This is a genomic window from Phenylobacterium sp. GW821-FHT12F10, assembly GCF_058806695.1.
This window is the reverse complement of sequence record NZ_JBXAPY010000003.1, coordinates 432438-455869: the sequence shown is the minus strand read 5'-3', so window position 1 is coordinate 455869 and position 23432 is coordinate 432438. Positions and strand designations below refer to the sequence as shown.

At 71.1% G+C, this 23432-nt stretch carries 18 protein-coding genes and 1 pseudogene; 8 read left to right on the top strand and 11 right to left on the bottom strand.

Annotated features, from left to right (window positions below):
- Positions 1 to 17: 17 nt before the first annotated feature.
- Positions 18 to 3395, bottom strand: a complete 3378-nt coding sequence (locus AC1RN5_RS18315; RefSeq protein WP_493042659.1) for a TonB-dependent receptor — start codon at positions 3393 to 3395, stop codon at positions 18 to 20.
- A gap of 238 nt (positions 3396 to 3633) precedes the next feature.
- Here AC1RN5_RS18315 and AC1RN5_RS18310 point away from each other — a divergent pair, with 238 nt between their 5' ends.
- Positions 3634 to 5181 carry an ArnT family glycosyltransferase gene (locus tag AC1RN5_RS18310; RefSeq protein ID WP_493042658.1) on the top strand — a complete coding sequence of 516 codons (1548 nt, stop codon included), beginning with the start codon at positions 3634 to 3636 and terminating at the stop codon, positions 5179 to 5181.
- Between the two features lie 3 nt (positions 5182 to 5184).
- On the opposite strand, the gene msrA is transcribed toward AC1RN5_RS18310, so the two are convergent.
- From msrA to AC1RN5_RS18295, 3 genes are read right to left on the bottom strand one after another with little or no spacing between them, the layout of a single operon-like run.
- Complete coding sequence (gene msrA, locus AC1RN5_RS18305; RefSeq protein ID WP_493042656.1) at positions 5185 to 5763, bottom strand: peptide-methionine (S)-S-oxide reductase MsrA; 579 nt, start codon at positions 5761 to 5763, stop codon at positions 5185 to 5187.
- Positions 5764 to 5816: 53 nt separating this feature from the next.
- Positions 5817 to 6464: a 3-oxoacid CoA-transferase subunit B gene (locus AC1RN5_RS18300; protein WP_493042654.1), complete on the bottom strand. Its 648-nt coding sequence runs from the start codon at positions 6462 to 6464 to the stop codon at positions 5817 to 5819.
- The gene (locus AC1RN5_RS18295; RefSeq protein ID WP_493042653.1) at positions 6464 to 7198 is read right to left on the bottom strand and encodes a CoA transferase subunit A; all 735 of its coding nucleotides are present in this window, start codon (positions 7196 to 7198) and stop codon (positions 6464 to 6466) included. The genes AC1RN5_RS18300 and AC1RN5_RS18295 overlap by 1 nt, the downstream gene beginning before the upstream one ends.
- Before the next feature lie 120 nt (positions 7199 to 7318).
- Here AC1RN5_RS18295 and AC1RN5_RS18290 point away from each other — a divergent pair, with 120 nt between their 5' ends.
- From AC1RN5_RS18290 to AC1RN5_RS18280, 3 genes are all read left to right on the top strand, one after another.
- Entirely contained in the window at positions 7319 to 9208 is a 1890-nt protein-coding gene (locus AC1RN5_RS18290) for a monovalent cation:proton antiporter-2 (CPA2) family protein (RefSeq protein WP_493042651.1), read from the top strand.
- 10 nt (positions 9209 to 9218) lie between these two features.
- The gene (locus tag AC1RN5_RS18285; RefSeq protein WP_493042650.1) at positions 9219 to 10154 is read left to right on the top strand and encodes an isopenicillin N synthase family dioxygenase; all 936 of its coding nucleotides are present in this window, start codon (positions 9219 to 9221) and stop codon (positions 10152 to 10154) included.
- A 240-nt stretch (positions 10155 to 10394) separates the two neighbouring features.
- Positions 10395 to 12884 (top strand): ATP-binding protein, encoded by a 2490-nt coding sequence (locus AC1RN5_RS18280; protein WP_493042648.1) that lies wholly within the window; start codon positions 10395 to 10397, stop codon positions 12882 to 12884.
- 11 nt (positions 12885 to 12895) lie between these two features.
- Here the strand turns inward: AC1RN5_RS18280 and AC1RN5_RS18275 are convergent, their stop codons facing one another.
- Complete coding sequence (locus AC1RN5_RS18275) at positions 12896 to 13669, bottom strand: MerR family transcriptional regulator (RefSeq protein WP_493042645.1); 774 nt, start codon at positions 13667 to 13669, stop codon at positions 12896 to 12898.
- A 120-nt stretch (positions 13670 to 13789) separates the two neighbouring features.
- Between AC1RN5_RS18275 and AC1RN5_RS18270 the strand changes: the two genes are divergently transcribed.
- On the top strand, positions 13790 to 14185 hold the full coding sequence (locus AC1RN5_RS18270; RefSeq protein WP_493042643.1) for a VOC family protein: 396 nt from the start codon (positions 13790 to 13792) through the stop codon (positions 14183 to 14185).
- 10 nt (positions 14186 to 14195) lie between these two features.
- Here the strand turns inward: AC1RN5_RS18270 and AC1RN5_RS18265 are convergent, their stop codons facing one another.
- The 4 genes from AC1RN5_RS18265 to rsmD all read right to left on the bottom strand — a co-directional run bounded on the left by AC1RN5_RS18265 (position 14196) and on the right by rsmD (position 18286).
- A complete protein-coding gene (locus AC1RN5_RS18265) occupies positions 14196 to 15797 on the bottom strand; it encodes an ATP-binding protein (RefSeq protein ID WP_493042641.1) in 1602 nt (533 codons plus the stop codon).
- Between the two features lie 182 nt (positions 15798 to 15979).
- Positions 15980 to 16564, bottom strand: a complete 585-nt coding sequence (locus AC1RN5_RS18260; RefSeq protein ID WP_493042640.1) for a GDYXXLXY domain-containing protein — start codon at positions 16562 to 16564, stop codon at positions 15980 to 15982.
- Positions 16561 to 17625: a DUF2157 domain-containing protein gene (locus AC1RN5_RS18255; protein ID WP_493042638.1), complete on the bottom strand. Its 1065-nt coding sequence runs from the start codon at positions 17623 to 17625 to the stop codon at positions 16561 to 16563. Before AC1RN5_RS18255 ends, AC1RN5_RS18260 begins: the two co-directional genes overlap by 4 nt.
- A 76-nt stretch (positions 17626 to 17701) precedes the next feature.
- Positions 17702 to 18286 (bottom strand): 16S rRNA (guanine(966)-N(2))-methyltransferase RsmD, encoded by a 585-nt coding sequence (gene rsmD / locus AC1RN5_RS18250; protein ID WP_493042636.1) that lies wholly within the window; start codon positions 18284 to 18286, stop codon positions 17702 to 17704.
- A 67-nt stretch (positions 18287 to 18353) separates the two neighbouring features.
- On the opposite strand from rsmD, the gene AC1RN5_RS18245 reads away from it, so the two are divergent.
- On the top strand, positions 18354 to 19148 hold the full coding sequence (locus AC1RN5_RS18245; RefSeq protein ID WP_493042635.1) for an enoyl-CoA hydratase/isomerase family protein: 795 nt from the start codon (positions 18354 to 18356) through the stop codon (positions 19146 to 19148).
- A gap of 760 nt (positions 19149 to 19908) precedes the next feature.
- Here the strand turns inward: AC1RN5_RS18245 and AC1RN5_RS18240 are convergent.
- Positions 19909 to 20511: pseudogene (locus tag AC1RN5_RS18240) on the bottom strand (pseudouridine synthase); the annotation flags it as partial.
- Positions 20512 to 20592: 81 nt separating this feature from the next.
- Here AC1RN5_RS18240 and tadA point away from each other — a divergent pair.
- Positions 20593 to 21045, top strand: a complete 453-nt coding sequence (tadA, locus tag AC1RN5_RS18235; RefSeq protein ID WP_493042632.1) for a tRNA adenosine(34) deaminase TadA — start codon at positions 20593 to 20595, stop codon at positions 21043 to 21045.
- A complete protein-coding gene (locus tag AC1RN5_RS18230; RefSeq protein WP_493042631.1) occupies positions 21042 to 21467 on the top strand; it encodes a DUF6265 family protein in 426 nt (141 codons plus the stop codon). Before tadA ends, AC1RN5_RS18230 begins: the two co-directional genes overlap by 4 nt.
- A gap of 167 nt (positions 21468 to 21634) precedes the next feature.
- Here AC1RN5_RS18230 and AC1RN5_RS18225 read toward each other — a convergent pair whose 3' ends face one another.
- Positions 21635 to 23356, bottom strand: coding sequence for an alkyl sulfatase dimerization domain-containing protein (locus AC1RN5_RS18225; protein ID WP_493042629.1), 1722 nt, complete (start codon positions 23354 to 23356; stop codon positions 21635 to 21637).
- Positions 23357 to 23432 lie beyond the last annotated feature (76 nt).

Genomic DNA, 23432 nt, shown 5'->3' with positions numbered 1-23432 from the left:
CGATGTCGCCGCGAGGCTTAGAACTCGTAGCGCAGGCCGACCTGGATGGCCCAGAGCGACTTGCCGCCGGTGTCGAGGTTCCGGGACGTACTGGTCGTCTGGAAGCTCGAGTAACGGTAGCGGTTGCAGGCGAAGGGGTTGGGCGAGCTGGCCGTGACGGCCACGCCAGAGGCGTCGGCGCAGGAGACGCTGATCACCCGGTCGGTGTCGAGATACTCGTCGACGATGCCCCACTTGTCGTTGATCAGGTTGAGCAGGTTCTGGACGTCGAAGGTCAGCCGGAACTTGTGGCCCTGGATCGGCGACGGGATTTCCTGCGAGAGCTGCAGGTCCACCTGGGTGATGTCGTGGTTGGTGAAGGACCCCTTCTCCTGGATGGCGTCCTCGGTCATGCCGAACTGGGAGACCGCCTTCAGGAAGTTGTCGCGGGTGGCGACGCTGTCGAAGGTGACCAGACCGACGTCGAGGTCGGTCGGGCTCGACACTTCGCCGGTGATCTTCGGCACGTAGAGCAGGAAGTTGCCCCGGTTGACGCCGAACACCGGGCTGCGGCCGGAGGTGGCGTCCGACATCACGAAGGAGGTCGGGCGGCCCGAGCGGCGTTCGCCGAAGAGGGTCACGCGGGTCTCGTTGTCGCCGAAGAACTTGTGGGCGTAGGAGACGTCCAGCTTGAAGGAATGGTCGATGGAGTCGAAGGACGTGCCGTAGGCCGCGCCGTTCGGATCATCGCCGGAGATGCCGCCGTAGAGCGAGCTCTGGGTCGACGAGAAGCGCAGCGAGGAGCTGCGGTCCTTGATGTCGGAGTGGCTGTAGCTGCCGCGGACGTCCAGGCCGAAGTCGAAGGACTTGCTGGCCGAGACCGCCACGGTGAAGCCCTTGCCGGCGTCGTCGTTGAACACCACCAGGTCGCGGTTGGACGAGCCCGGGTTCTGCGAGGTGACGTTGAAGGCCGCGCGCTGGGCCGCCGTGGCCGTCGTGCTGGCGCCGATGGCGTCGTAGCGGATGCGACCGTCCGGGGTGCGGGCGATGGCGCCGTTGACGATCAGCGGCTGGGCCCGGGTGTCGCGGATCAGGATGCCGTCGCGGGTCTTGGAGCCCACCAGGTCGAGGCCCAGGCGGATGCCGTACCACGGGGTGTCCCAGTTGGCCGAGAGGAAGGCCTTCCAGTCCGAGGGCAGCTGGTAGTTCGGCGAGAGCGCCGAGACCTCGGCGAGCGGTGAGGCGACGCTACCGCCTTGGAAGGCGATGACCGCCGCCGGGATGTCATAGCCGAAGCGCGGATCGGTCCGCAGGCCGTTGAGGGCCGCAGCGCCGATCGCCGGGGTGAAGCCCGGGGTGCCCGAGATGTCCTGGAAACCGGTGGCGGTGCGCTGGATGGTGATCCCCGAGGTGGAGATGCCGTTGCCGTTGCCGAAGGAGTTGGCGATCAGCACGTCCGGCACGCCGCCCGAGAACAGGCCGCCGCCGCCGCTGATCTTGATGGATTGGGTCGGCTTCCAGTCGAAGCTGACGCGCGGCATCATGATCCCGCGGCCGTCATAGGTGGCCTGGTTGGTGAAGCCGTTCCGGGCCGCGAAGGACGGGTTCAGGATGGGGGTGGAGTCCATCTGGAACCAGTCGTAGCGGAAGCCCGCCGTGATGTTCAGGTCCGGGGTCACCGCCAGGGCGTCCTGCAGGTACAGGCTGTGCACCTTGTAATCGAGGATCGCCGCCGAGGACTCGGTGGTCTTGCCGCCGACGGAGTCGGTGTAGCGCAGCTGGCCGGCCGTGCCGTTCTGGAAGTCGGCGATGGAGTCGAAGTAGTAGATGCCGTCCGAACCGGGGACGAACAGGTTGTTGATGTTCTGCTTTTTGAGCTGGTAGCCGAACTTGATCAGGTTATCGCCGAGGGAATATTCGCCCTTGGCCTGGATCTGGAAGGTCTCGGTGGCCAGGGAGTTGGCCTGGCGGAATTCGTCCGGGCCGAAGCGGACCACCGAGGTGGAGCCGCAGCTCGTCAGGTTGTCGCCGCCCGAATTGATGCTGGTGGGCGAGGTGCAGACGCTGATGTCGGCGAATTCCTGACCCGACTTCGGCAGCTGGCGACGCTCGTAGTCGCGGTAGGTCAGGCGGATCTGGGTGTGGAAGTTGTCGGTCCAGTCGGAGTTCAGTTCGCCGACATAGGAGTAGTCTTCTTCACCGGTGAGGTACCAGTGGGAGTCCAGGCCGGCCGTGGTGCGGGTCAGGTCGGTGCGCGAGGTCAGCTCCGAGAGCGCGTAGCGCGCGGTCAGGCTGAGGCGCTGACGGTCGGTGATGTTCCAGTCCAGCTTGGCGGCGTACTTCTCGTCGATCACCGGCTTGGTGCGGGCGATCGAGCCCACGTCGAACTTCGTGGCGTACTGGGTGTTGAAGATGTTGGTGACGTTGTCGATCGTCGCCTGGGTGACGCCGTTGATGTCGTTCTGGAAGCCCTGGCCGGTGGGGCCGGTGGAGGTCAGGTCCGAGGACTCATAGCGCTCGTAGGAGATCGCGAAGAAGACCTTGTCCTTCCAGATCGGGCCCGAGAGGAAGGCGCCGTAGTTGGTCTGGCTGACGGTGTTCTTCACCGGGGCACCGCGGATCGAGTCGCCGACCATGCCGTCGTTCAGGTAGTTGGTGAACAGCGAGCCGTGGAAGTCGTTGCCGCCGGCCTTGAGCACCACGTCCAGGGCGCCGCCCTGGAAGTCGCCGTTCTCCACGTCGGTGGGGACCGCGTCGATGGTGAACTGCTCGACGGCGTCCAGCACGACCGGGCCGCGCTTGGTGGGGGTGCCGCCGGTGTTGAGGCCGTAGTTGTCGACCGCGGTGGCGCCGTCGATGGTGATGCGGTTCTGGCGCGGGTTGGAGCCGGCGATGGAGATGCCGCCGTCGCCGCGGGTGTTCTGGCTGACCAGGGCCGAACGGCGGGCCAGGTCGCGGACGTCGCGGGTGATGGAGACGACGCTTTCGACGGCGGTCTCGTCCAGCACGGTCTTGCGGCCGGTGTTGTTGGCGGTGACGTCCCGCGAGGCGGTGACGACGAATTCGTCCACCAGGTCCTGGGCGTTGAGGTTGACGTCCAGGCGCTGGTTGGAGCCGACCACCAGGTTCACGCCGGTGAGGCTCTTGGCCTCATAGCCGGGCGCGGTGAAGGTCAGGGTGTAGGGGCCGCCGGGACGCAGGCCGCGGGCGTCGAAGCTGCCGTCGGCGGCGGTGGCGGTCTGCGACCGGGTGCCCGAGGGGGTGTGGACGATGGCGACGCTGGCGCCGCGCACGGGCGCGCCGCTCTGGTCCACGATCGTGCCGCCCACCGCCGAGGTGGTTTCCTGCGCGTAGACCGCGCTGGACATGGCGCACACGAGTACGCTCAGGGCCGCGCCACCGGCGAGGCGTTTCATCGAAGTCATCTGGAAGATCCCCTATCCATCGTGCCGTGCGGGGATCGCTTGCCCAGCCCCCTCCGGCGTCTGGCCCACGCTATAGCGCTAAAATTATGTTGATGGGTGACGCTTTTGTTACGGCGGCATCAAGCCGCGCGAGTGCTGCGCGAAAGACACGCATGCGGCTTTACAGGGCGCCTGCGCCGCGCCACCGTCCGCCGCCAAAAGAGGGATGTTCCGCTTGGCCGATAACGCTTTGTCCGCTCACGGCGCCGGCGCCCAATGGAGAGGCGCCCTGCTGCTGGCGCTCGGCCTGACGGCGGCGCGCCTAGTGGCCCTCTTCGTCACCCCCCTGGAGCTCTATCCGGACGAGGCCCAGTACTGGCTTTGGTCGCGGACCCTGGACTGGGGCTATTATTCCAAGCCGCCGATGATCGCCTGGACCATCTGGACCACCACGGCGATCGGCGGAAACGGCGAGGCCTGGGTGCGGCTGGCCGCCCCGCTCTATCACCTGGGGGCGACGCTGGCGGTTTTCGGGATCGGCCGCCGGCTCTACGGGCCCGCCGTCGGCTTCGCCGCGGCCGCCCTCTACGCCCTGATGCCCGGGGTGCAGATCTCGGCCCTGGCCATGGCCACCGACGCCATCCTGCTCTTCTATCTGAGCCTGGCCCTGCTGGCCTATGTGGAGCTGCCGCATGCGGAGGGCCGCCGCCGGCTCGCGATCGCCGCCGGGTTCGGGGCGGCGGTGGGCCTGGCCTTCCTGTCCAAGTACGCGGCGGTCTACGCCCTGATCGGGCTTGGCCTGCACCTGGCCATCAGCCGGGAGGCGCGGGCGGTCTGGAGCTGGCGGACGGCCGGCGTGGCGCTCGCCGCCTTCCTGCTGATCCTGGCGCCCAACCTGGCCTGGAACGCCGCCCACGGATTCTCCACCGTGCAGCATACCGCCGCCAACGCCGCCTGGGGCGGGCGCAAGCTGTTCAACCCGGAGGAGCTGGGGGCCTTCGTCGGCTCCCAGTTCGGGGTGTTCGGGCCGATCCCCTTCGCGGTGCTGATCGGGGGCGGCCTGCTGCTGGCGGTCCGCAGGCGGCTGACGCCGGCCGACCTCACCCTGCTGTGCTTCTCCATCCCGCCGCTGCTGATCGTCACCTTCCAGGCCTTCATCAGCCGGGCCAACGCCAACTGGTCCGGGGCGGGCTATGTGGCCGGCGCGGTGCTGGCAGCCGCCTGGCTGCTGCGCTGGCGGGCCAAGGGGTGGCTGATCGCGGCGGTGGCCAGCCAGGCGGTGATCGCCGCCCTGTTCCTGGCCTGCGTGGTGAGCCCGCCCCTGGCCGAGAAGATCGGCGCGGCCAACGCCTTCAAGCGGGCCAAGGGCTGGGAGCAGACGGTGCGCGGCATCACCGAGCGGGCGGCGATGGAGCCGGGCCTGACCGCGGTGGTGGTGGACGACCGCTTCCTGTTCAACGCCAGCGCCTATTACGGGCGGGCCTTCTTCGGCGCCGTCAACGCCCCGCCCCTGAAGATGTGGGTGCGCGAGGCCCATCCGCAGAACCAGGCCGAGACCACCGATCCCCTGACGCCGGCCACCGGCGCCCACGTCCTGGCCGCCAGCCTGGACCTGGTCTATCGCGACGAGATGGCCCAGGACTTCAAGGCCGTCTCGGCCCGCGAGATCCGCAGCGTGATGCTGGACAGGAAGCGCAAGCGGCGCACCGAGCTGTTCCTCGGCGACGGCTTCGCCCCCCTGCCCCGCGACCCGGTGACGGGTCAGCCGCCGGCGCCGAAGGTGGCGGGCGCGAAGTAGCCGCTAGCCGCGCCCCCACACCGCCTTCAGCGCCGCGTCGCGGCCGCAGCCGATGCGGTAGCGGGCGTAGGCCATGGGGTTCTTCCTGGCATAGTCCTGGTGGTAGCCCTCGCCAACGTGGAAGGGGCCGGCGGGCAGGATCTTGGTGGCCACCGGCTTGCCCAGCTCCTTGGCCACCTGGGCCTTGATGGCCTCGGCGGCGGCGCGCTCGGCGGGGTCGGCCACGAACACCGCCGTGCGGTAGGAGGGGCCCTGGTCGCAGATCTGGCCGTCCGGGTCGGTGGGATCGATGTGGTGGAAGAAGTTGGCCACCAGCAGGGAGTAGCTGGTCTGGCTCGGGTCATAGGTGACCTTGATGGCCTCCAGGTGGCCCTCGTGGTCCTCGTAGGTGGGGTTGGCCGAGGCGCCGCCGGCATAGCCCACCACCACGTCCTTCACCCCCTTGGCGTGCTCGATGTCGTGCTCGGCCGACCAGAAGCAGCCGCCGGCGAAGACGGCGGTCCTGAGCGCGCCGGCCGCCGGGGCCGATCCGGCCAGCAGGAGGACCGCGGCGCTGACGGCGGCGAAGAGGGGCTTGTTCATGGCTCTACCTTGGTTGTCCTGGAAAGACATACGCAAGGGCGGGCCCGGAGGTTTCACCCGGCCAGGGCCACCTCGAACTTGGCCTGGGTCTTGGCGGTGATCTCGTCGAGGGTGACGCCGTCGGCGAGCGCCGTCAGCGTCAGGGGCGACTTGCCGCGGGCGATGTCGAAGACCCCCAGGTCGGTGATCAGCAGGTCCACCACACGCGCGCCGGTGAGCGGCAGGGTGCAGGCGGTGAGCAGCTTCGGCGCGCCGGACTTCTCCACATGGTCCATGACCACCACGACGCGCTTGACGCCGGCCACCAGGTCCATGGCCCCGCCCATGCCCTTCACCACCTTGCCCGGCACCATCCAGTTGGCCAGGTCGCCCGTTTCCGACACCTGCATGCCCCCCAGGATGGAGAGCGCGATGTGGCCGCCACGGATCATGGCGAAGCTGTCGGCCGAGGAGAAGTAGGAGCTCTCCGGCAGCTCGGTGATGGTCTGCTTGCCGGCGTTGATCAGGTCGGCGTCCTCCTCCCCCTCATAGGGGAAGGGGCCCATGCCCAGCATGCCGTTCTCGCTCTGCAGGGTGACGGTCATGCCGGCGGGGATGTAGTTGGCCACCAGGGTCGGGATGCCGATGCCGAGGTTCACATAGAAGCCGTCGCGCAGTTCCTGGGCGGCGCGGGCCGCCATCTGTTCGCGGGTCCAGGCCATCAGACTTCCTCTCCGGCGCCGGCGCCCTGCTCGGCGCGCGGCCGGGTGGTGACGCGCTCGATGCGCTTTTCGTACGTCGCGCCGGCGACGATCGAGTCGACGAAGATGCCCGGCGTGTGGATGTTGTCCTTGTCGAGCCCGCCCACCGGAACCAGCTGCTCGACCTCGGCGACGGTGACGCGGCCGGCGGTGGCCATCATCGGATTGAAGTTCCGCGCCGTCTTCCGGTAGATCAGGTTGCCCGCCGCGTCGCCCTTCCAGGCCTTGACGATGGCCAGGTCCGCGGTGAGGCCGCGCTCCATGACGTAGAGCTCGCCGTCGAACTCGCGGACCTCCTTGCCCTCCGCCACCAGGGTGCCGACCCCGGTCTTGGTGAAGAAGGCCGGGATGCCGGCGCCGCCGGCGCGGATGCGTTCGGCCAGCGTGCCCTGGGGGTTGAACTCCAGCTCCAGCTCGCCGGAGAGGTAGAGCTTCTCGAACAGCTTGTTCTCGCCCACATAGGAGGAGACCATCTTCTTGATCTGGCCGCTCTCCAGCAGGATCCCCAGGCCGAAGCCGTCGATCCCGCAGTTGTTGGAGATGACGGTCAGGCCCTTGGTCCCGCTCTCGCGGATCGCCGCGATCAGGTTTTCCGGGATGCCGCAGAGGCCGAAGCCCCCGGCCATGATGGTCATGCCGTCGAACAGGCGGCCCGCCAGGGCCTCGACAGCGGATTTCTGTGTCTTGTCAGCCATGAACGCCCATTACGCCGCACTGCAACATTTGGGAACCGGGCAATCAGATTTCGCGTGCACAAATCCGAGAACGCCGGTCCATAGTTCGGGCATGTCTCACCAATCCCCCGGGGCCGGCCGATGAACGGCCAGGGCCTGCTGATCCAGGCGCTGGTCTATCTGACCGCCGGCGTGGTCTCGGTGCCGATCGCCAAGCGGATCGGCCTGGGCTCGGTGCTGGGTTACCTGATCGCCGGCGTCATCGTCGGCCCCTTCCTGCTGAACCTGGTGGGCGAGCCCACCGACGTGATGAAGTTCGCCGAGTTCGGGGTGGTGATCCTGCTGTTCCTGATCGGGCTGGAGGTGCGCCCGGCGCTGCTGTGGAAGATGCGCACGGCGATCTTCGGCCTGGGGGGCGGCCAGCTGGCGCTCACCACCGGGGTGATCGCGCTGGCCGGCCTGGCGCTGGGCCTGGACTGGCGCACGGCGACGGCCGCCGGCGTGGTGCTGGCCCTGTCGTCCACCGCCATCGTGCTGGCCAATCTGGAGGAGAAGGGCCTGCGCCAGGGGACCGTCGGCGAGGCGGTGTTCGGGGTGCTGCTGTTCCAGGATCTGGCGGTGATCCCGCTGTTCGCCCTGCTGCCCCTGCTGGCCATGGGGGCGCCGGTCCATGGGGCCGCCGAGGCCGCCGGCCACGGCGCGAGCCTGCTGGACACCCTTGGCCTGCCCGGCTGGGCCAAGGCGCTGGCCATCCTGGGCGCGGTGGCCGCGGTGATCGGCGGCGGGCGCTACCTGGTGCGGCCGGTGTTCCGCTTCATCGCCGCGGCCCGCCTGCGGGAGATCTTCACGGCCTCGGCCCTGCTGCTGGTGGTGGCGGTCGCCGCCCTGATGCAGACCGTGGGCCTGTCCCCGGCGCTCGGTGCCTTCCTGGCCGGGGTGGTGCTGGCAGAGAGCGAGTTCCGGCGCGAGCTGGAGACCGACATCGAGCCGTTCCGCGGCCTGCTGCTGGGCCTGTTCTTCATCACGGTGGGGGCGGGGCTGGACTTCTCGGTGATCGCCCGCCAGCCCGTGGCCCTGCTGGGCCTGGTGCTGGGGATGATGATCCTCAAGGCGCTGGCCATGTTCGGGGTCGGCCGGGTGTTCCGCATGGCGCGGCGGGAGGCGGCCACCACGGCAGTGTCCCTGGCCCAGGGCGGAGAATTCGCCTTCGTGCTGCTGGGCTTCACGGTGGCGGCCGGGGTCATCGATCCGGACCTCTCCAAGCTGTTGTCGGCGGTGGTGGCGCTGTCCATGGCCTTCACGCCCCTGGCCTTCCTGGCCTACGAGAAGCTGGTGCTGAGCCGCGGCGACGGGCCCGGCGACGAGCCGGAGGCCATCCCCTTCGACGAGGGCGATCCGGAGGTGATCGTCGCGGGCTTCGGGCGCTTCGGCCAGATCGCCGCCCGCCTGCTGATCGCCAACGACTTCAATGTGGTGACCCTGGATTCCAGCATCGAGCAGATCGAGCTGCTGCGGGCCTTCGGCCGCAAGGTCCACTATGGCGACGCCAGCCGCATCGACCTCCTGCGCACCGCGGGCGCGGCCAAGGCCAAGCTGCTGATCGTGGCCATCGACGACAAGGACAAGGCCGTCGAGCTGGTGGAGGCGGCCAAGGCGGCCTTCCCCAACCTGGCCATCATGTCGCGCGCCTGGGACCGCCGCCACGCCTATGACCTGCTGGCCCACGGCGCCGACGACGTGGAGCGCGAGAGCTTCGAGGGGAGTCTCGCCATGGGCAAGCGCGCCCTGCTGCGGCTGGGCTTCACCGAGCGGCGCGCGGTGGCCGCCGCCGTCGCCTTCCGCAAGCTGGACCGCCAGCTGTTCGAGAAGCTGGCGCCGGCCTATGGCCAGGAGGAGAACTACGTCCTGGCCAGCCGCGACTCCACCGAGACGATGGAGCGGCTGCTGAACGCCGAGATGCGGCGGGCGGCGGAGGAGGACGGCGAGGACGACCTCGCCAGACGGGTGGAGAAGGATCGCCAGCCGGTGTAAGGGGCGGGTCATGACCAAGACCGCCATCCAACCCGTCTCCTTCCAGGGCTTCAGCCGCGACTTCGCCGGCTTCTCCCAGGCGCTCGGCGACAGCTTCGCCCGCTACGGCTTCGCGGTGATCGCCGACCACGGCCTGCCCCAGGCCGACATCACCCGCGCGCTGGACGCCACCAAGGCCTTCTTCGCCCTGCCCGACGAGGTGAAGACGCGCTACGTGGTGGGGACCGGCGGCCAGCGCGGCTACACCCCCTTCGGCATCGAGACGGCCAAGGACGCCGAACACTTCGACCTGAAGGAGTTCTGGCACATGGGGCGCGACCTGCCCCCGGGCCATCCCTACCTGGAGCTGATGCCGGAGAACGTCTGGCCGGTGGAGGTCCCCACCTTCGTCTCCGACGTGGCCTGGCTCTACGACGCCCTCGACGAGTTGGGGGTCCAGGTGCTGGAGGCCATCGCCACCTATCTGAAGCTGGACCGGCATTTCTTCGACGCCACCGTCAATGACGGCAATTCGATCCTGCGCCTGCTGCACTATCCCCCCGTGCCCAAGGACGGCCCCAATATCCGGGCCGGGGCGCACGAGGACATCAATGTCATCACCCTGCTGCTCGGCGCGGAGGAGGCTGGGCTGGAGGTGCTGGACCGCGACGGCCAGTGGCTGGCGATCAATCCGCCGGCGGGCTCGGTGGTGGTCAATATCGGCGACATGCTGCAGCGGCTGACCAACCACCGCCTGCCGTCCACGACGCACCGGGTGGTGAACCCCGCGCCCGAACGCCGGGGCTTCCCGCGCTATTCGACGCCCTTCTTCCTGCACTTCAATCCGGACTACCAGATCAAGACCCTGGCCTCCTGCGTGGACGGCGAGCACCCCGACCGCTACCCGACCCCGATCACCGCCGATGAGTTCCTCAAGGAGCGGCTGCGCGAGATCAAGCTGCTGTAGATTCCCCTGTCCCGCTTGCGGGAGAGGGCAGGGAGAGGGCTCTTTCGGCTCCTCCGCGGTCGCTTCGGGGGCCGAGACGCGCAGCCCTGCTGCGCGCCCCCTCACCCCTCCTCTCCCCCTGAGGGGGGCGAGGAGGAAGCCTCTCCGGCGGCCACACTCAGGGTAGAAATCGGTTTTTGACGGTCACGGAGATTTAACCCCGCGCGCCCATCGTTCCCCCCACTGATCGGGGGAGACGTCATGGCCAAGAAGGACGGGGCTTTGCTTAGCGAAGCTGAACGTCCGGCCGCCGAGGGCGGGCTGGATCTAGCGGAACTGAAACCGACCTTCGCGCGGATCGCGCGCCTGGCCCGCGCCTACGCCAGGTTGCCGAACAGCGATGTGGTGCTGCTGGACGAGGCCCGGGCCCAGACCTGGCACGCCAGCGCCCCCGACGGCTGGCGCAGCGCCGTCCCCAACGAAAGCTCCCTCACCACCCTGGCGCTGAAGTCCGACGGCGTGATGTGGGTCTGCGACGCGCGCGAGGACCCGCGCCTGGCGTCGCATCCCGGCGTCGTCGGCGAGCTCGGCATCCGCTTCTGCGCCGGAGCCCCGATCCGGATGCCGGATGGCCGCGGCGTCGGCGCGGTCTGGGTTTCCGACACCGCCCCACGCGCCTACGACCCGGAGCTGGTGGAGTACCTGACCGACCTGGCCGCCCTGGCCGCGGACGAATGGGCCCGCCACACCGCCCGCCAGGACCTGGCCCGCGCCGCCGGCGAGGTGGCCGCGGCCCGCTACATGATCTCCGCCTTCGTCCAGGCCGCCCCGGTGGCCCTGTGCATGACCGACAAGGAGATGCGCGTCATCCAGGCCAGCCCCCGCTGGCGGGCCGAGCGCCAGAGCGACGACGTGGTGGGTCAGAGCCTCTACGAGGCCTATCCCGACACCCAGCGCTGGGCGCCGGTCTACAACCGCTGCCTCAAGGGCCAGCAGGTGCAGCACGAGCGGGTGCCGGTGAACCTGCCCGACGGCCGCCACCTGTGGGCGCGGGTGGAGATCAATCCCTGGCGGGAGGCCGACGGCGAGATCGGCGGCCTGCTGATCATGTCGGTGGACATGACCCGCACCGCCGACGCCCTGGAGGAGGCCAAGCGCAACGAGGAGCGCCTGAAGCTGGCCCTGGAGATCGGCGAGCTGCGGATGTGGGAGATGGACTGGAAGCGCCGGGAGCTGACCGGCGCCGGCTACCAGTCCCCCACCCCTGGGGTCGAGGTCGGCGCCACCTATGAGGAGATGAACGCCGACATCTGGCGGTCCATCCACCCGGCCGACCGGCCCGAGGCCATGCGCGCCTGGGACGAGTACATGGAGGGCGGGGCCCCCTTCCGGCAGGTCTACCGCATCCCCCAGACCGAGGGGCCGCACCAGTGGCACTACTCGGCCTGCGAGGCGATCCGCGACGAGCGCGGGCGGGTGGTCAGGGTGCTGGGGGTGCTGCGCAACATCGACAAGGAGAAGCGCGGCGAACTGGAGCTGGTGAAGGCCAAGGAGGAGGCCGAGACGGCCAACCGGGCCAAGAGCGAGTTCCTGGCCAATATGAGCCACGAGATCCGCACCCCGCTGAACGGGGTGATGGGCATTGCCGGGGCCCTGGCCAAGACCCCGCTGACCTCCGGCCAGGCCGAGATGGTCAACCTGATCGAGACCTCGGCCCAGACCCTGGAGGCCCTGCTCACCGACATCCTGGACCTGGCCCGCATCGAGGCCGGCCGGCTGGAGATCCGCCCCGAGCCCTTCGACCTGACCACCTCGGTGAACGCCTGCGCCTCGCTGTTCCAGGCCAGCGCCGACGCCAAGGACCTGAAGCTGACCGTCGAGGTCGATCCCTACGCCCAGGGCGCCTATGACGGCGACGCCCCGCGCATCCGCCAGATCCTGAGCAACCTGCTGGGCAATGCGGTGAAGTTCACCAGCGCCGGCGAGGTGAAGCTGTCGGTGCGGGCGCGGCGCGACGAGACCTCCACCCACCTGTGCTTCGACGTCTCCGACACCGGCATCGGCTTCGACGAGGAGACCCGGCAGCGGCTGTTCGGCCGCTTCCAGCAGGCCGACGGCTCCATCACCCGGCGGTTTGGCGGAACCGGCCTGGGCCTGGCCATCTCCCGCTCCCTGGCCGAGGCCATGGGCGGCGGCCTGTCGGCGGTCTCCCGTCCCGGCGAGGGCTCGACCTTCACCCTGGAGCTGGAGCTGCCGCGCCGCCACGGGGCGGTGGACCTGTGGGGCGAGCACGAGGCCGACGCCGAGGCCGAGGCCGACCTGCAGACGATGCGGGTGCTGCTGGCCGAGGACCACCCCACCAATCGCCGGGTCGTGGAGCTGATCCTGGGCGCCGCCGGGGTCGACCTGACCTGCGTCGAGAACGGCGCCGAGGCGGTGGACGAGGCCGCGCGCTCCAGCTTCGACCTGATCCTGATGGACATGCAGATGCCGGTGATGGACGGCCTGACCGCCATCCGCGCCATCCGCCGCCGGGAGTGCCGCGAGAAGGCCCGTCCGACCCCGATCTACACCCTGACCGCCAACGCCATGCCCGAGCACGCCCAGGCCTCCGCCGACGCCGGCGCCGACGGCCACGTCACCAAGCCCATCACCGCCGACGGCCTGCTGCGCGTGGTGGAACAGGTCTGGACGGAGAAGGTCGGGGACGGGGCGGCGGCGGAAGAGGACCAGAGGGCGTTGCGGGCCTAGGCCCCCGCCCCTCAGGCCAGTTCCCGCGCCGCATAGGCCCGCATCGCCGCCACGAGGTACTCGGTGAGCCCCGGGGCGCGGCCCTCGTAGCGGGCGCGGAAGTCGGGATTGTCCTGGTAGATGAGGGCCAGGTTCTCATAGGCCGTGCGGTCGGGGACGCGGTTCCAGGAGCGGCCGATCCAGGCGTGGTGACCGGCCACCAGGGCGCCCACCGTCCCGCTGTCGGCGGGCAGGCCGCCGGCCAGAGCCTGGGCCATCTTCGCCTCGAAGGCGTCGGCCTCCGCCACCAGGCCGTCGAATTGGCCCTGGCTCAGCGCGTGCAGGCGCGCCTTGGAATCCTCGATTTCGGTTTGCACGCCCGGGCCGAACCGGTCGGTCAGCCAGGCCTCGTGCTGCGCCTGCTTTTCCGGCGGGAAGCCGCGGAAGGTGGTCTTGTCGTTCATGGTGGCCTTGCCTTCGATGGCGGCGAGGGTCTGGTCGAGGGTGCGGACGAGCTGGCGGTAGCGCCGGACCTGTTCCAGCAGGGCCACGCGGTGCGCCCGGAGGGCGGCCGCCTGGTCGAAGCCGGGGTCGTCCAGGATCTGGCCGATGGCCTCCAGTCGGAAGCCCAGCTCCCGGTGGAAGAGGATCTGCTGCAGGCGCAGCAGCTCGGCCTGGCCATAGTAGCGATAGCCGTTCTCGCCCACGTGACCGGGCTTCAGCAGCCCGATCTCGTCATAGTGGCGCAGGGCCCGGACGGAGACGCCCGAGAGCCTGGCCACTTCGCTGACGGTGTAGACGCTCATCAGATCCACGCCTTGTTGCGGAAGGCCCCTTATCTGGGGGCTCACGCAGGGTGAGGGTCAACACCCGCGAAACCAGGAAGTCTGGAACGCGTTGAAGTCCGACACCAACGGGAGGGTCCCATGGAGCTGCACCGCGGCCGACTGATCGATCACCTGCACTTGCGGGCCCGCGACCTGGAGGCCTCCAAGCGCTTCTACCGCGCCGTGCTGGCGGTGATCGGCGTGCCGGTCCAGGAGAGCCCCGACCACCTGGCCGCCGACGAGTTGTGGATCGATGTCGGCGAGACCCCCACCCGCGTGCACCTGGCCTTCCAGACGCCCGACCGAGCCATGGTGGACCGGTTCTACGAGGCGGCCCTGGCGGCGGGTGGGCGGGACAACGGCGCGCCGGGCGAGCGGGACTACCACCCCGGCTACTACGCCTGTTTCGTCCTCGACCCCGACGGCAACAATATCGAGGCGGTGAACCACGGGCCGGCGACGCGGTCGGCGCCCAGCGTGGTGCTCCAGGCCTGACCGGGAGGCTCTAGGCGGCCACGCAGCGCCGGTCGACGGCCAGGGCGCGGTTGATGGCGTCCACCAGGCGCTCGGCCTTGATCGGCTTTTCCACCACACCATCCATGCCTTCGGCCAGGTAGCCCTCGGCGTCCCAGGGGTCGGCGTTGGCGGTGAGGGCCAGGATCGGCACCGCCCCGGCCGGCCCGGCCAGGGCGCGGATGCGGCGGGTGGCGGCGACCCCGTCGAGATTGGGCATGCGGATGTCCATCAGCACCAGGTCGAAGCGGCCGCTGGCGGCGGCGGCCACCGCCTGGAGGCCGTCCTCGACGCTTTCGCTGCTGGCGCCGAACATCTCGCACAGGGTCTCCACCACCAGCCGGTTGGTGGCGTTGTCGTCGGCGATCAGGATGTGCAGGCCGCCAGCGGCCGCCTCGGCCTCGATCGGCGCGGGGGCGTCGCCGGGCGCCGGCAGGTCGAAGAGCGGGAACGAGAACTGCAACCGGGTCCCGCCGGCCGGATTGCGCGCCGCGCCGATGGTTCCGCCCATCTGCTCGACGAGCTGGCGGCAGATGGAGAGGCCAAGGCCCGCCCCGCCCTGCTTGAGGCCGACCTCGGTCTGGGAGAAGGGCTGGAAGATGGCGGCCAGCCGGTCCTCCGGGACGCCGACCCCGGTGTCGGAGACCTCGCCCTCGATCTGGAGATGGATGTCCTCGCGGCGGACCCGCAGCGCCACCTCGACCCCGCCGGTCTCGGTGAACTTCAGGGCGTTGCCGATCAGGTTGTTGAACACCTGCTTGATGCGGATCTCGTCCCCCAGGGCCCACTGGTCGGGGGGACCGTCATAGGCGACGGTCAGGGTCAGGCCCTTCAGCTCCGCGCGCGCCCCCCAGAGGGTCGCCAGGTCGTCGGTGAGGCGCGCCAGCGCGAAGCTGTCCTCGTTCAGGTCCAGGCGGCCGGCGTCGGCCCGCGACAGGTCCAGCGCGTCGGTCAGCAGGCGCAGCAGGGTCTCGCCGGAGTCCTGGATGCCGCGCACATAGGCGATGAGGTCGGGCTGGGCGAGCTTGCGCGCCAGGATGTCGGCGATGGCCAGGACGCCGTTCAGCGGGGTGCGGATCTCGTGGCTCATCACCGCCAGGAACTGGGACTTGGCCGACAGGGCCGCCTGGGCCTCGAGCCGGGCGCGGTCCATGGCGCCGGCCAGGGCCTCCATCTCCTCGGCGTGGGCCTGGTTGGCGGCGTTGGTGGCCTGCAGCAGGCAGAGCGCGCTGCCCACCCCGGCGTAGCGGCCGCCCTGGGTGACGATGAAGCCGCGCAGCAGCTCCGATGGCCGGTCCACCAGGGCCTCGCCGCAGAAGGCCGCCACGTCGACGTCGCCCTCCACCACCAGGGGTTCGGCGTTCATCAGCAGGGAGACCGGGCGGCGCGCATAGAGGGCGCGGCCGTACTGGGCGGCCATGGCCAGGAAGAAGGCGGTGCGCTCCACCAGGCCCACCGGCCGCCCCTGGGCGTCCACCACCGCGATGGCCAGGGCGTCGGGCTCGGCCTGGAACCGCTCATAGACCAGGGCGCCGGGGGTGTCGGGGGGGATGGGGACGCAATTCTGGGCGAGGTCGAGGAGGACGCCGGACATGCAAGGCCTCGGTACTGGGGGGTGCGCCAGTCCTAGGGGCCGCGAACTAACGGGAGGTGAATCCCGAGCGGGATGTACTTCATCTCGACTTGGATCGACGTCGCATGACTGTCATGAAGATGTCATATTCGGACTTGTTTAAGTAAACACAGGCATAGAAAGGGCGAAAAGTCCGCGCTGACTCAGAACCAGGTCAGGTCGGTGCGCCGCCCGTTCAGGATCACCCCGCGCAGGCGGCCGCGGCCGTCCTGCCCGGCCGAGATCACCGCGAAGGCCGTGGCGGGGTCGCCGGGGCGCCGGGCGCTGAGCGCCTTGTCGATGGCCTCGGCCTCGGCCTGGTCGGTGTGGAAGCGCTTGACGCCGAGGTCCAGCCTGACCACGGCCGGCCGGCCCACGATCTCGGTGGAGGGCGGCGAGCAACCCACCTGGCCCCGCAGGGCGACGGGCCCGTGCCGCAGGGCCGCGGCCCGGGTGACGCCGCCGCCGGTGACCCGATCGCCGGCCGGGCCGGGGCTCAGGGCGATCCAGCCCATCTTGCCCCAGGGGACGAGGTCCGGCGGGCAGGGCTCGCCCGGCGGCTGGGTCTGGACGAGCTGCAGGGCGACATAGTGGCCGGTCAGCAGGTCGCGCGGGTCCACGGCCTCCATGGCCAGCGTCACCTCGCGGCCGGCGGCGCGGGCGCGGTCCTCGCGGATCACCAGGGCGACCAGGGCGGCGGCCAGCAGCAGGCAGGCGCCGAGGATCCGAAGCGGCAGGGCGCGGCTCATGACTTGGCCCTCCGGCGCAGAAGCCAGCCGGCGGCCAGCACCACCAGGGCGCAGGCCCCGAACACGCCGGCGGCGGTGAGCAGGCCCAGGCCCAGGTCGAACAGGATCACGCAGCCGGCGGCGGCCAGGGAGAGGATCCCCGCCGCGGTGATCGCCCCCTGGCGGTCAAGCAGGCCCAGCGCGATCACCCCGCCCGACAGCACCAGCCAGACGCCGCGATGGGCCAGGCGGGCCAGGTCGTGATCGCCGATCCCGGCGCTGGCGAAATAGATCAGGGCGCTCCAGACCGCCCAGCCGTAGACGATGGCGGCCAGGCCGTCGCCACGGCCCGCGCGCCAGCGCATGGCCGCGGCCAGGGCCGCGAAGCCGGCCGCCGCCGCCAGGCATTCCAGCTGCCGGTCGCCCCGTTCGTCGATGAGCATGACCAGCAGGACGGCGAGGGGCAGGGCGATGGCCGCGGCGTGGGCCATGGGCCGGGAACGCCAGACCCAGGCCAGGACCATCCCCAGGGGCGCGGCGTAGGCCAGCCAGGGGGTCGGGTGCTCGCCGACGTCGAAGAGCTGGGGCGACAGGTCCCCCAGGGCCAGCAGCAGCAGGGCCGCGACCCCGGCTCCGGCGGAGCGCCCGGCCACCGCCAGCAGCGCCGCCGCTAGGCCCGCGCCCCGCAGGGCGGTCTGGGGATCGCCGGCGATGTCGAATATCTGGCCGGTCAGGCCGATGGCCGCGGCATAGATCAGGGCCGCCACCAGCAGCAGGGTGTCGCGCAGGACGGGGCGCTCGCCGCGCGCGGCCCAGGCCGCGCCCGCCCCGACCCCGAGGAAGAGCACCAGGATCATCACGAAGCGCGCCAGGCGGGGAATGACGCCCCAGTTGGCCGCGACGAAGGCGATGACCGCCACGCCCAGCAGCAGCCCGCCCACCGCCGCCAGGGCGGTGGAGGCGTCCAGCCGGCGGCTGTCGGCGACGCTGTCGAGGATCGGTTGGCGTGAGGCGGCCGGCGTCAGACCCTGGGAGATCCAGCGGTCCAGGTCGCGCTCGAGCCGAGCCTTGTAGCTCGCCATTCGGATCACCCCCGCCGTTCCCGGCCGCCAACCTCGCTCAAGACGCCCCACCCCGCAAGCGGTGACGCTTGATGGCTCAGTCCGCGGCGGACGGGTCCGGGAGCAGGCGCAGGAAGAAGACCCGCGCGGCGCCGTAGTCGCGGGCGTCCAGGACCTCGAAGCCGGGGGCGTCGAAGGCCGGTTCGCCGGCGCCGCGCTCGAAGACGATCAGGGCCCCGGGGGCCAGCCAGCCGCCGGCCTTGAGCTTGGCCAGCGCGATCTCCCCCAGGCCCTTGGCGTAGGGCGGGTCGAGGAAGGCGAGATCGAAGGCCGGGCCGTCCGCGCCCGGACGGAGGCCCAGGTCGGTGGCGTCGCGCCGGTGGACGCGGGTGCGGCCGAACAGGCCCAGGGCGTCGACGTTCTCCCGGATGGCGCCGCGGGCGGCCTCGTCGGTCTCCACGAACAGGCAGAAGGCCGCGCCCCGCGACAGGGCCTCGAACCCCAGCGCCCCGGAGCCGGCGAACAGGTCGATGACCCTCAGGTCCCGCGGGGCCCGGCCCCAGGCGGCGTGCTCCAGGATGTTGAACACCGCCTGGCGGGCGCGGTCGGAGGTGGGGCGGGTGGCCTGGCCTTCGGGGGTGACCAGGGTCTTGCCGCGGAAGTCGCCGGAAACGATGCGCATGGAAACCGGCCTCCCGGGCGGATTAGGGTGTCGGCCAAGGACGCCGCAAAGCAAAGGGAGGCCGTTGATGACTTTCGTCACCGTGGAACGCAAGGGCGGTTGCGCCGTGATCACCTACGCCAATCCAACCTTCGGCACGATGACCGCGGCGGGGGCGCGGGAGATGTACGCCGCGGTGAAGGCGGCCAGCGAGGACGCCGACGTCCGCTCCATCGTGCTCACCGGGGGCGTGCCGGGAATCTTCGTGCGCCACTACGACGTCGGCGAGCTGTCGGCCGCCAGCGACGCCACGGCGGGCGACGCCCCGCCGCGGCCTGCCCCCAGCGCCCCGCCGGCGCCCGGCTTCCTGGAGATGACCGACCTGCTGGCCGCGGCGCCCAAGCCGGTGGTCGCCGCCATCAACGGCCTGTGCATGGGGGGCGGGTTCGAGATGGCGCTCGCCTGCGACCTGCGCATCGCCGGAACCGACGTCACCGCCATCGGCCTGCCGGAGACCCGGATCGGCATCTTCCCCGGCGGCGGCGGCACCCAGCGCCTGCCGCGGGTGATCGGCGAGGCCAAGGCGGTGGAGATGATCCTGCGCGGCCTGGTGGTGGACGCCGCCGAGGCCCTGCGCATCGGCCTGGTGCACGAACTGGCCGCCGACCCCCTGGCCCGCGCCCTGGAGATGGCGGCGGAATGGGACGGGCGCGGCGCCGAGGGCCTGGCCCACGCCAAGCGGCTCACCCGCGCCGCTTTGGACCGCCCTCTGGCCCAGGGCCTGGCGGACGAGCGGTCGAGCTTCGCGGCCGTGATGGCGACGGCTTCGGCCCGCGCGGGCCTGAAGGCCGCCCGGGCGCCGACGAAGATCCAGGACGCTTAGGCTCGGCCTCGGCGCGGAACTTGGCGTCGCGGGCGGCGGCCTCGGGGCCCTTGAAGCGGTCGGGACGCCGGGCGTCGGCCTTGGGGCCCCGCGCCGGCCGGGCCTCGGCCGCGGCGGCGTTGGGCCGGGGACCGTGGGGACGCGGCGCGTCGGGGCGGGGGCCGCGATCGGAACGCGGCGCCTCGGTCCGGGGGCCGTCGCGGCCAGGGGCGGACGGTCGCTGGGCGGCGAGGCGTGCCAGGGATCGGGGAGCCTTGGTGCGCGGCGCCTCGGCGCGCGGGGCCGCAGGAGGCGGAGCCGCCGGACGCGGGGCCTCCATCCGGGGGCCGTCGCGGCGGGGCGCACGGAGCTCGACCGGCGCGCGGGGGGCGACGGGGCCCCCCTGCGAGCGGGGCGCGCGCGGTGGAATGGCGGTGGGGCGGACCTGGCCCTCCGGCGCGGCGGGCTTGGCCTTGGCCTTGCGCTTGGGGTGCGGGCTGGGGGCGATCTTGGGCTTGGCCCAGCCGGCCTTGTAGACCGCCTTGGCCTTGGGCATGCCGTCGTCGGGACCGGCGCCGGCGCCCGGCGCGGTGCGGCCCCGGCGCGGGACGTCGCCGCCGGCGCGGGTGGCGATGGGCTTGGAGAACTGGGCCCGGTCGGCGGTGGGCAGGTTTCCCGGCGGGATATGGTCGGCGAACTGCTCGCGGATCACGCGGGGCCCCACCTCCTCGAGCTCGCCCACACCCAGGGTCCCGAGCGCCAGGGGGCCATAGGACATGCGGATCAGGCGGTTGACCGTCAGGCCGAGCGCCTCCAGCACGCGGCGGACCTCGCGGTTCTTGCCCTCGGCCAGGGTGACGGTGATCCAGACGTTGGCGCCCTGGGGACCTTCCTTGGCCTTGTCGAGATGGGCCTCGATGGGGCCGTAGCTGACGCCCTCGACGGTGACGCCGTTCTTCAGGCTGTCGAGCTTTTCCTGGGTGACGCGGCCCCGGGCGCGGGCCCGGTAGCGGCGCACGATGGCGCTGGCCGGCAGCTCCAGGGCGCGCGCCAACTCCCCGTCATTGGTGAGCAGCAGCAGGCCCTCGGAGTTGAGGTCGAGACGGCCCACCGAGATCAGGCGCGGCAGGGTCTTGGGCAGGGCGTCGAACACCGTCGGGCGGCCCTGCGGATCCTTGTGGCTGGTCACCAGGCCGACGGGCTTGTGATAGCGGAACAGGCGGGCGGGCTCGGCGGCCTGGACCAGGGCGCCGTCGACGGTGAGCACGTCGTCGGGCTCGACCTTGGTGGCCGGGGTCGTCACCTGCACGCCGTTGACGAAGACGCGGCCGGCCTCGATCAGCCGCTCGACCTCGCGGCGCGAGGCGACGCCGGCCCGCGCCATGGCCTTGGCGATGCGTTCGCCGCCTTGACCTTGGGGGCCGTCCTGGGTGTCTTGGGGATCGTGGACCATGATTTTCGCACCATGCGCATCGCGCTCGAAGCGGCGCAAGCCGCAGCCGACGCCGGCGAGACCCCGGTGGGCGCCGTGGTGGTGGATCCGGCCACCGGCGAGGTGATCGCCACCGGCGCCAACCAGCCCATCGGCGCCCACGATCCCACCGCCCACGCCGAGATCGTGGCCCTGCGGGCGGCGGCGGAAAAGCGCGGCAACTACCGGCTCACGGGGCTCACCCTGGTGGTGACCCTGGAGCCCTGCGCTATGTGCGCCGGGGCCATCAGCCACGCCCGCATCGGCCGGGTGGTGTTCGGCGCCGAGGATCCCAAGGGCGGGGCGGTGGTCCACGGCCCCCGGTTCTTCGAGCAGGCGACCTGCCACTGGCGGCCCACCGTGACCGGCGGGGTGCTGGCCGAGGAGAGCTCGGCGATGCTGAAGGGCTTTTTCCGGGCGCGGCGGAAAAAAGGTGAGACGACATGATCCTGGCCCTGCTGGCCGCCGCCGTGGTCGCCGCGCCGGCCGACCTGACCTGGATGACCGGGTCCTGGCGCCACGAGGCCGAAGGCGTCGTCACGCGGGAGACCTGGCTGGCGCCCGAGGGCGGCGCGCTCACCGGCGCGGCCCAGACCAATGCGCCGGGCAAGCCGGCTCGCAGCGAGTTCATGACCATCACCGTCGGACCGTCGGGCCTGACCTTCACCGCCTATGTGGACGGCCAGCTCCCGACCCCCTTCGTGGCCGTGCCCAGCGATCCCGGCAGCGCGGTGTTCGAGAACAAGGGCCACGATTTCCCGCAGCGGGTCATGTACCGCCGCTGCGGCGAGAAGCTGTGCGCGGGGATCGAGGGGACCGTCGGCGGCCAGATGCGCCGCGAGCACTGGACGTATGAGCGGGTGCGCTGAAGCAAGATCCTCCCCCAGCGCGCAGCGCGATGTGGGGGAGGTGGCGCGGACCGCAGGTCCGGGTCGGAGGGGGATCGCCGTAGGCGACCCCGAGCTCAGCAAACGAGAGTCAAAGTCCCCCTCAGGCGCTTCGCGCCAGCTCCCCCAGGAGGGGAGCATCTTCGTTATCACCCCCGGAACAGGTCCAGGAAGGCCGCGAGGTCGGCGGGGCTTCCCTTCTCCAGCTTGAGTTTGCCGGAGGTGAGCGCAGCCTGCATCGCCGCCGGCGAGGCCATGGCGGCGACGAGATCGGCCTTCGAGCCCGAGAGCGCCACGGCCGCGTCCGGGGCGACGCCCGGGGCGGTCTCGGCGACGCCGGTGCGGACCCGGATGGTCCAGTCGCCGTCGGGGCCGAGCTTCAGGGCCAGGCTTGCGTGACTCTGGGCGGCCTTCTCGGCGTTCAGGCGCACCGGGAAGGTGGCGACGATGGCGCTGGCGGGCAGGCCCTGGGCCTGGGCGCCGCCCTGGCGGGCGCCGATGATGGTCTTCCAGTTCGGGGCCTTGCCCGACAGTTCGGCGGCCTGTTCGAGATAGTAGTTGCGGCCGTTGGGGGAGACGCTGTCGAAGCCGAGCTGGCGCAACGACTTGGCCTCCAGGGCGTCGGCCTGGGCTTTCAGTGACGGATCGGCGCGGCCGACATAGGCGGCCAGCTCCGCCGACCACTTCCACCGGCCCGCCGCATAGGCCGCCTCGGCCTTGGCCAGGGCGGCGGCGGGGCCGCCGGCCAGGTCGGTGATCTCCTGGGCGCGGAGGTCCGGGGCGTCCCTGGAGAGCTCGGCGGCGTCGCCGCTGAACCAGCCCATATAGCCAGCGAAGATCGAGCGCACCGACCACTCCACCGTGCCGTAGTGCTCGAACAGGAAGGGGTTGGCGGCCAGGCGGGCCGGCAGCTTCACCTTCTCGACGATCTCGTCGGGGGTCAGGCCCTGGTTCATCCAGCGGACAGTCTGGTCGTGGGTGAAGGCGATGGCGTCCCGGTAGTCGGTGAGCGTCGCGGCGATCGCCTCGGCGCCGACGATGGGCCGGGTGTGGGAGGGCACGAGCACCTGGGCGTGCAGGGCGCGCATGCGGTCGAGGGACGCCACCCACTGGACCGGGTCGCGGTAGCTGGTGCCGCGGATCGTGTAGAGGTTGGGGAAGGCCTTGTAGATGTTGTCGCCGGGGAACAGCACGCGGCGCTCCGGCATCCAGACGAACAGCTGGTCCTCGGTCTCGCCGGGCGCATGCTGCAGGACGAACTGTTCGCCGCCGAGCTTGATGGACAGTGTCTGGTCGAAGGTCAGGTTGGGGGTGAGGAAGCCCCCCGCCCCGCCGCCGGAAAAGGCCGAGAGGAACGGCCCGATGCCGACGCTGACGAAACCATCCGGCGTCCCCTTGGGCAGGAAGACCCCGTACATGCGCGCCGCCCGAGCGGCGATGGAGGGGGCGGCCACGCCGTTCCACTTGGCGGCCTCCCGCAGCAGGGTCGCCTGGGCGATGACCTTGCCGCCCTTGGCCAGCGGGAAGGCCGAGGCCCCGCTGATGTGGTCGTTGTGGTTGTGGGTGTAGATGATGGCCACGACCGGCTTGCCGCCGGCGCGGGGCGCGAACTCCGCCCAGACCTTCCGGGCCTCGTCGAGGCTGTCGGTGGTGTCGATGATCACCACCCCGCTCCGGCCCACCACCATGATCGAATTGGCGATGCCGTAGCCGACGGCGGAGAAGACGCCCGGCGCGGGCTCATAGACCTTGGCCGGCGCGAACTCGGCGGTGTGGGCGGCGAGCGACGGCGCGATACGGGCGGCGGGCTCGTCGGCCAGGGCGGCGGTGGCCAGGAGGCTGAACGCCGCGGCGCAGAATGCTCGGATCATGTCGCGTCCCCCCAGGACAGGCTTTGCGCCAAGAACGCCAAGCGCCCGGCGCCGGTCAATGCTTGTCAGGCGCCCG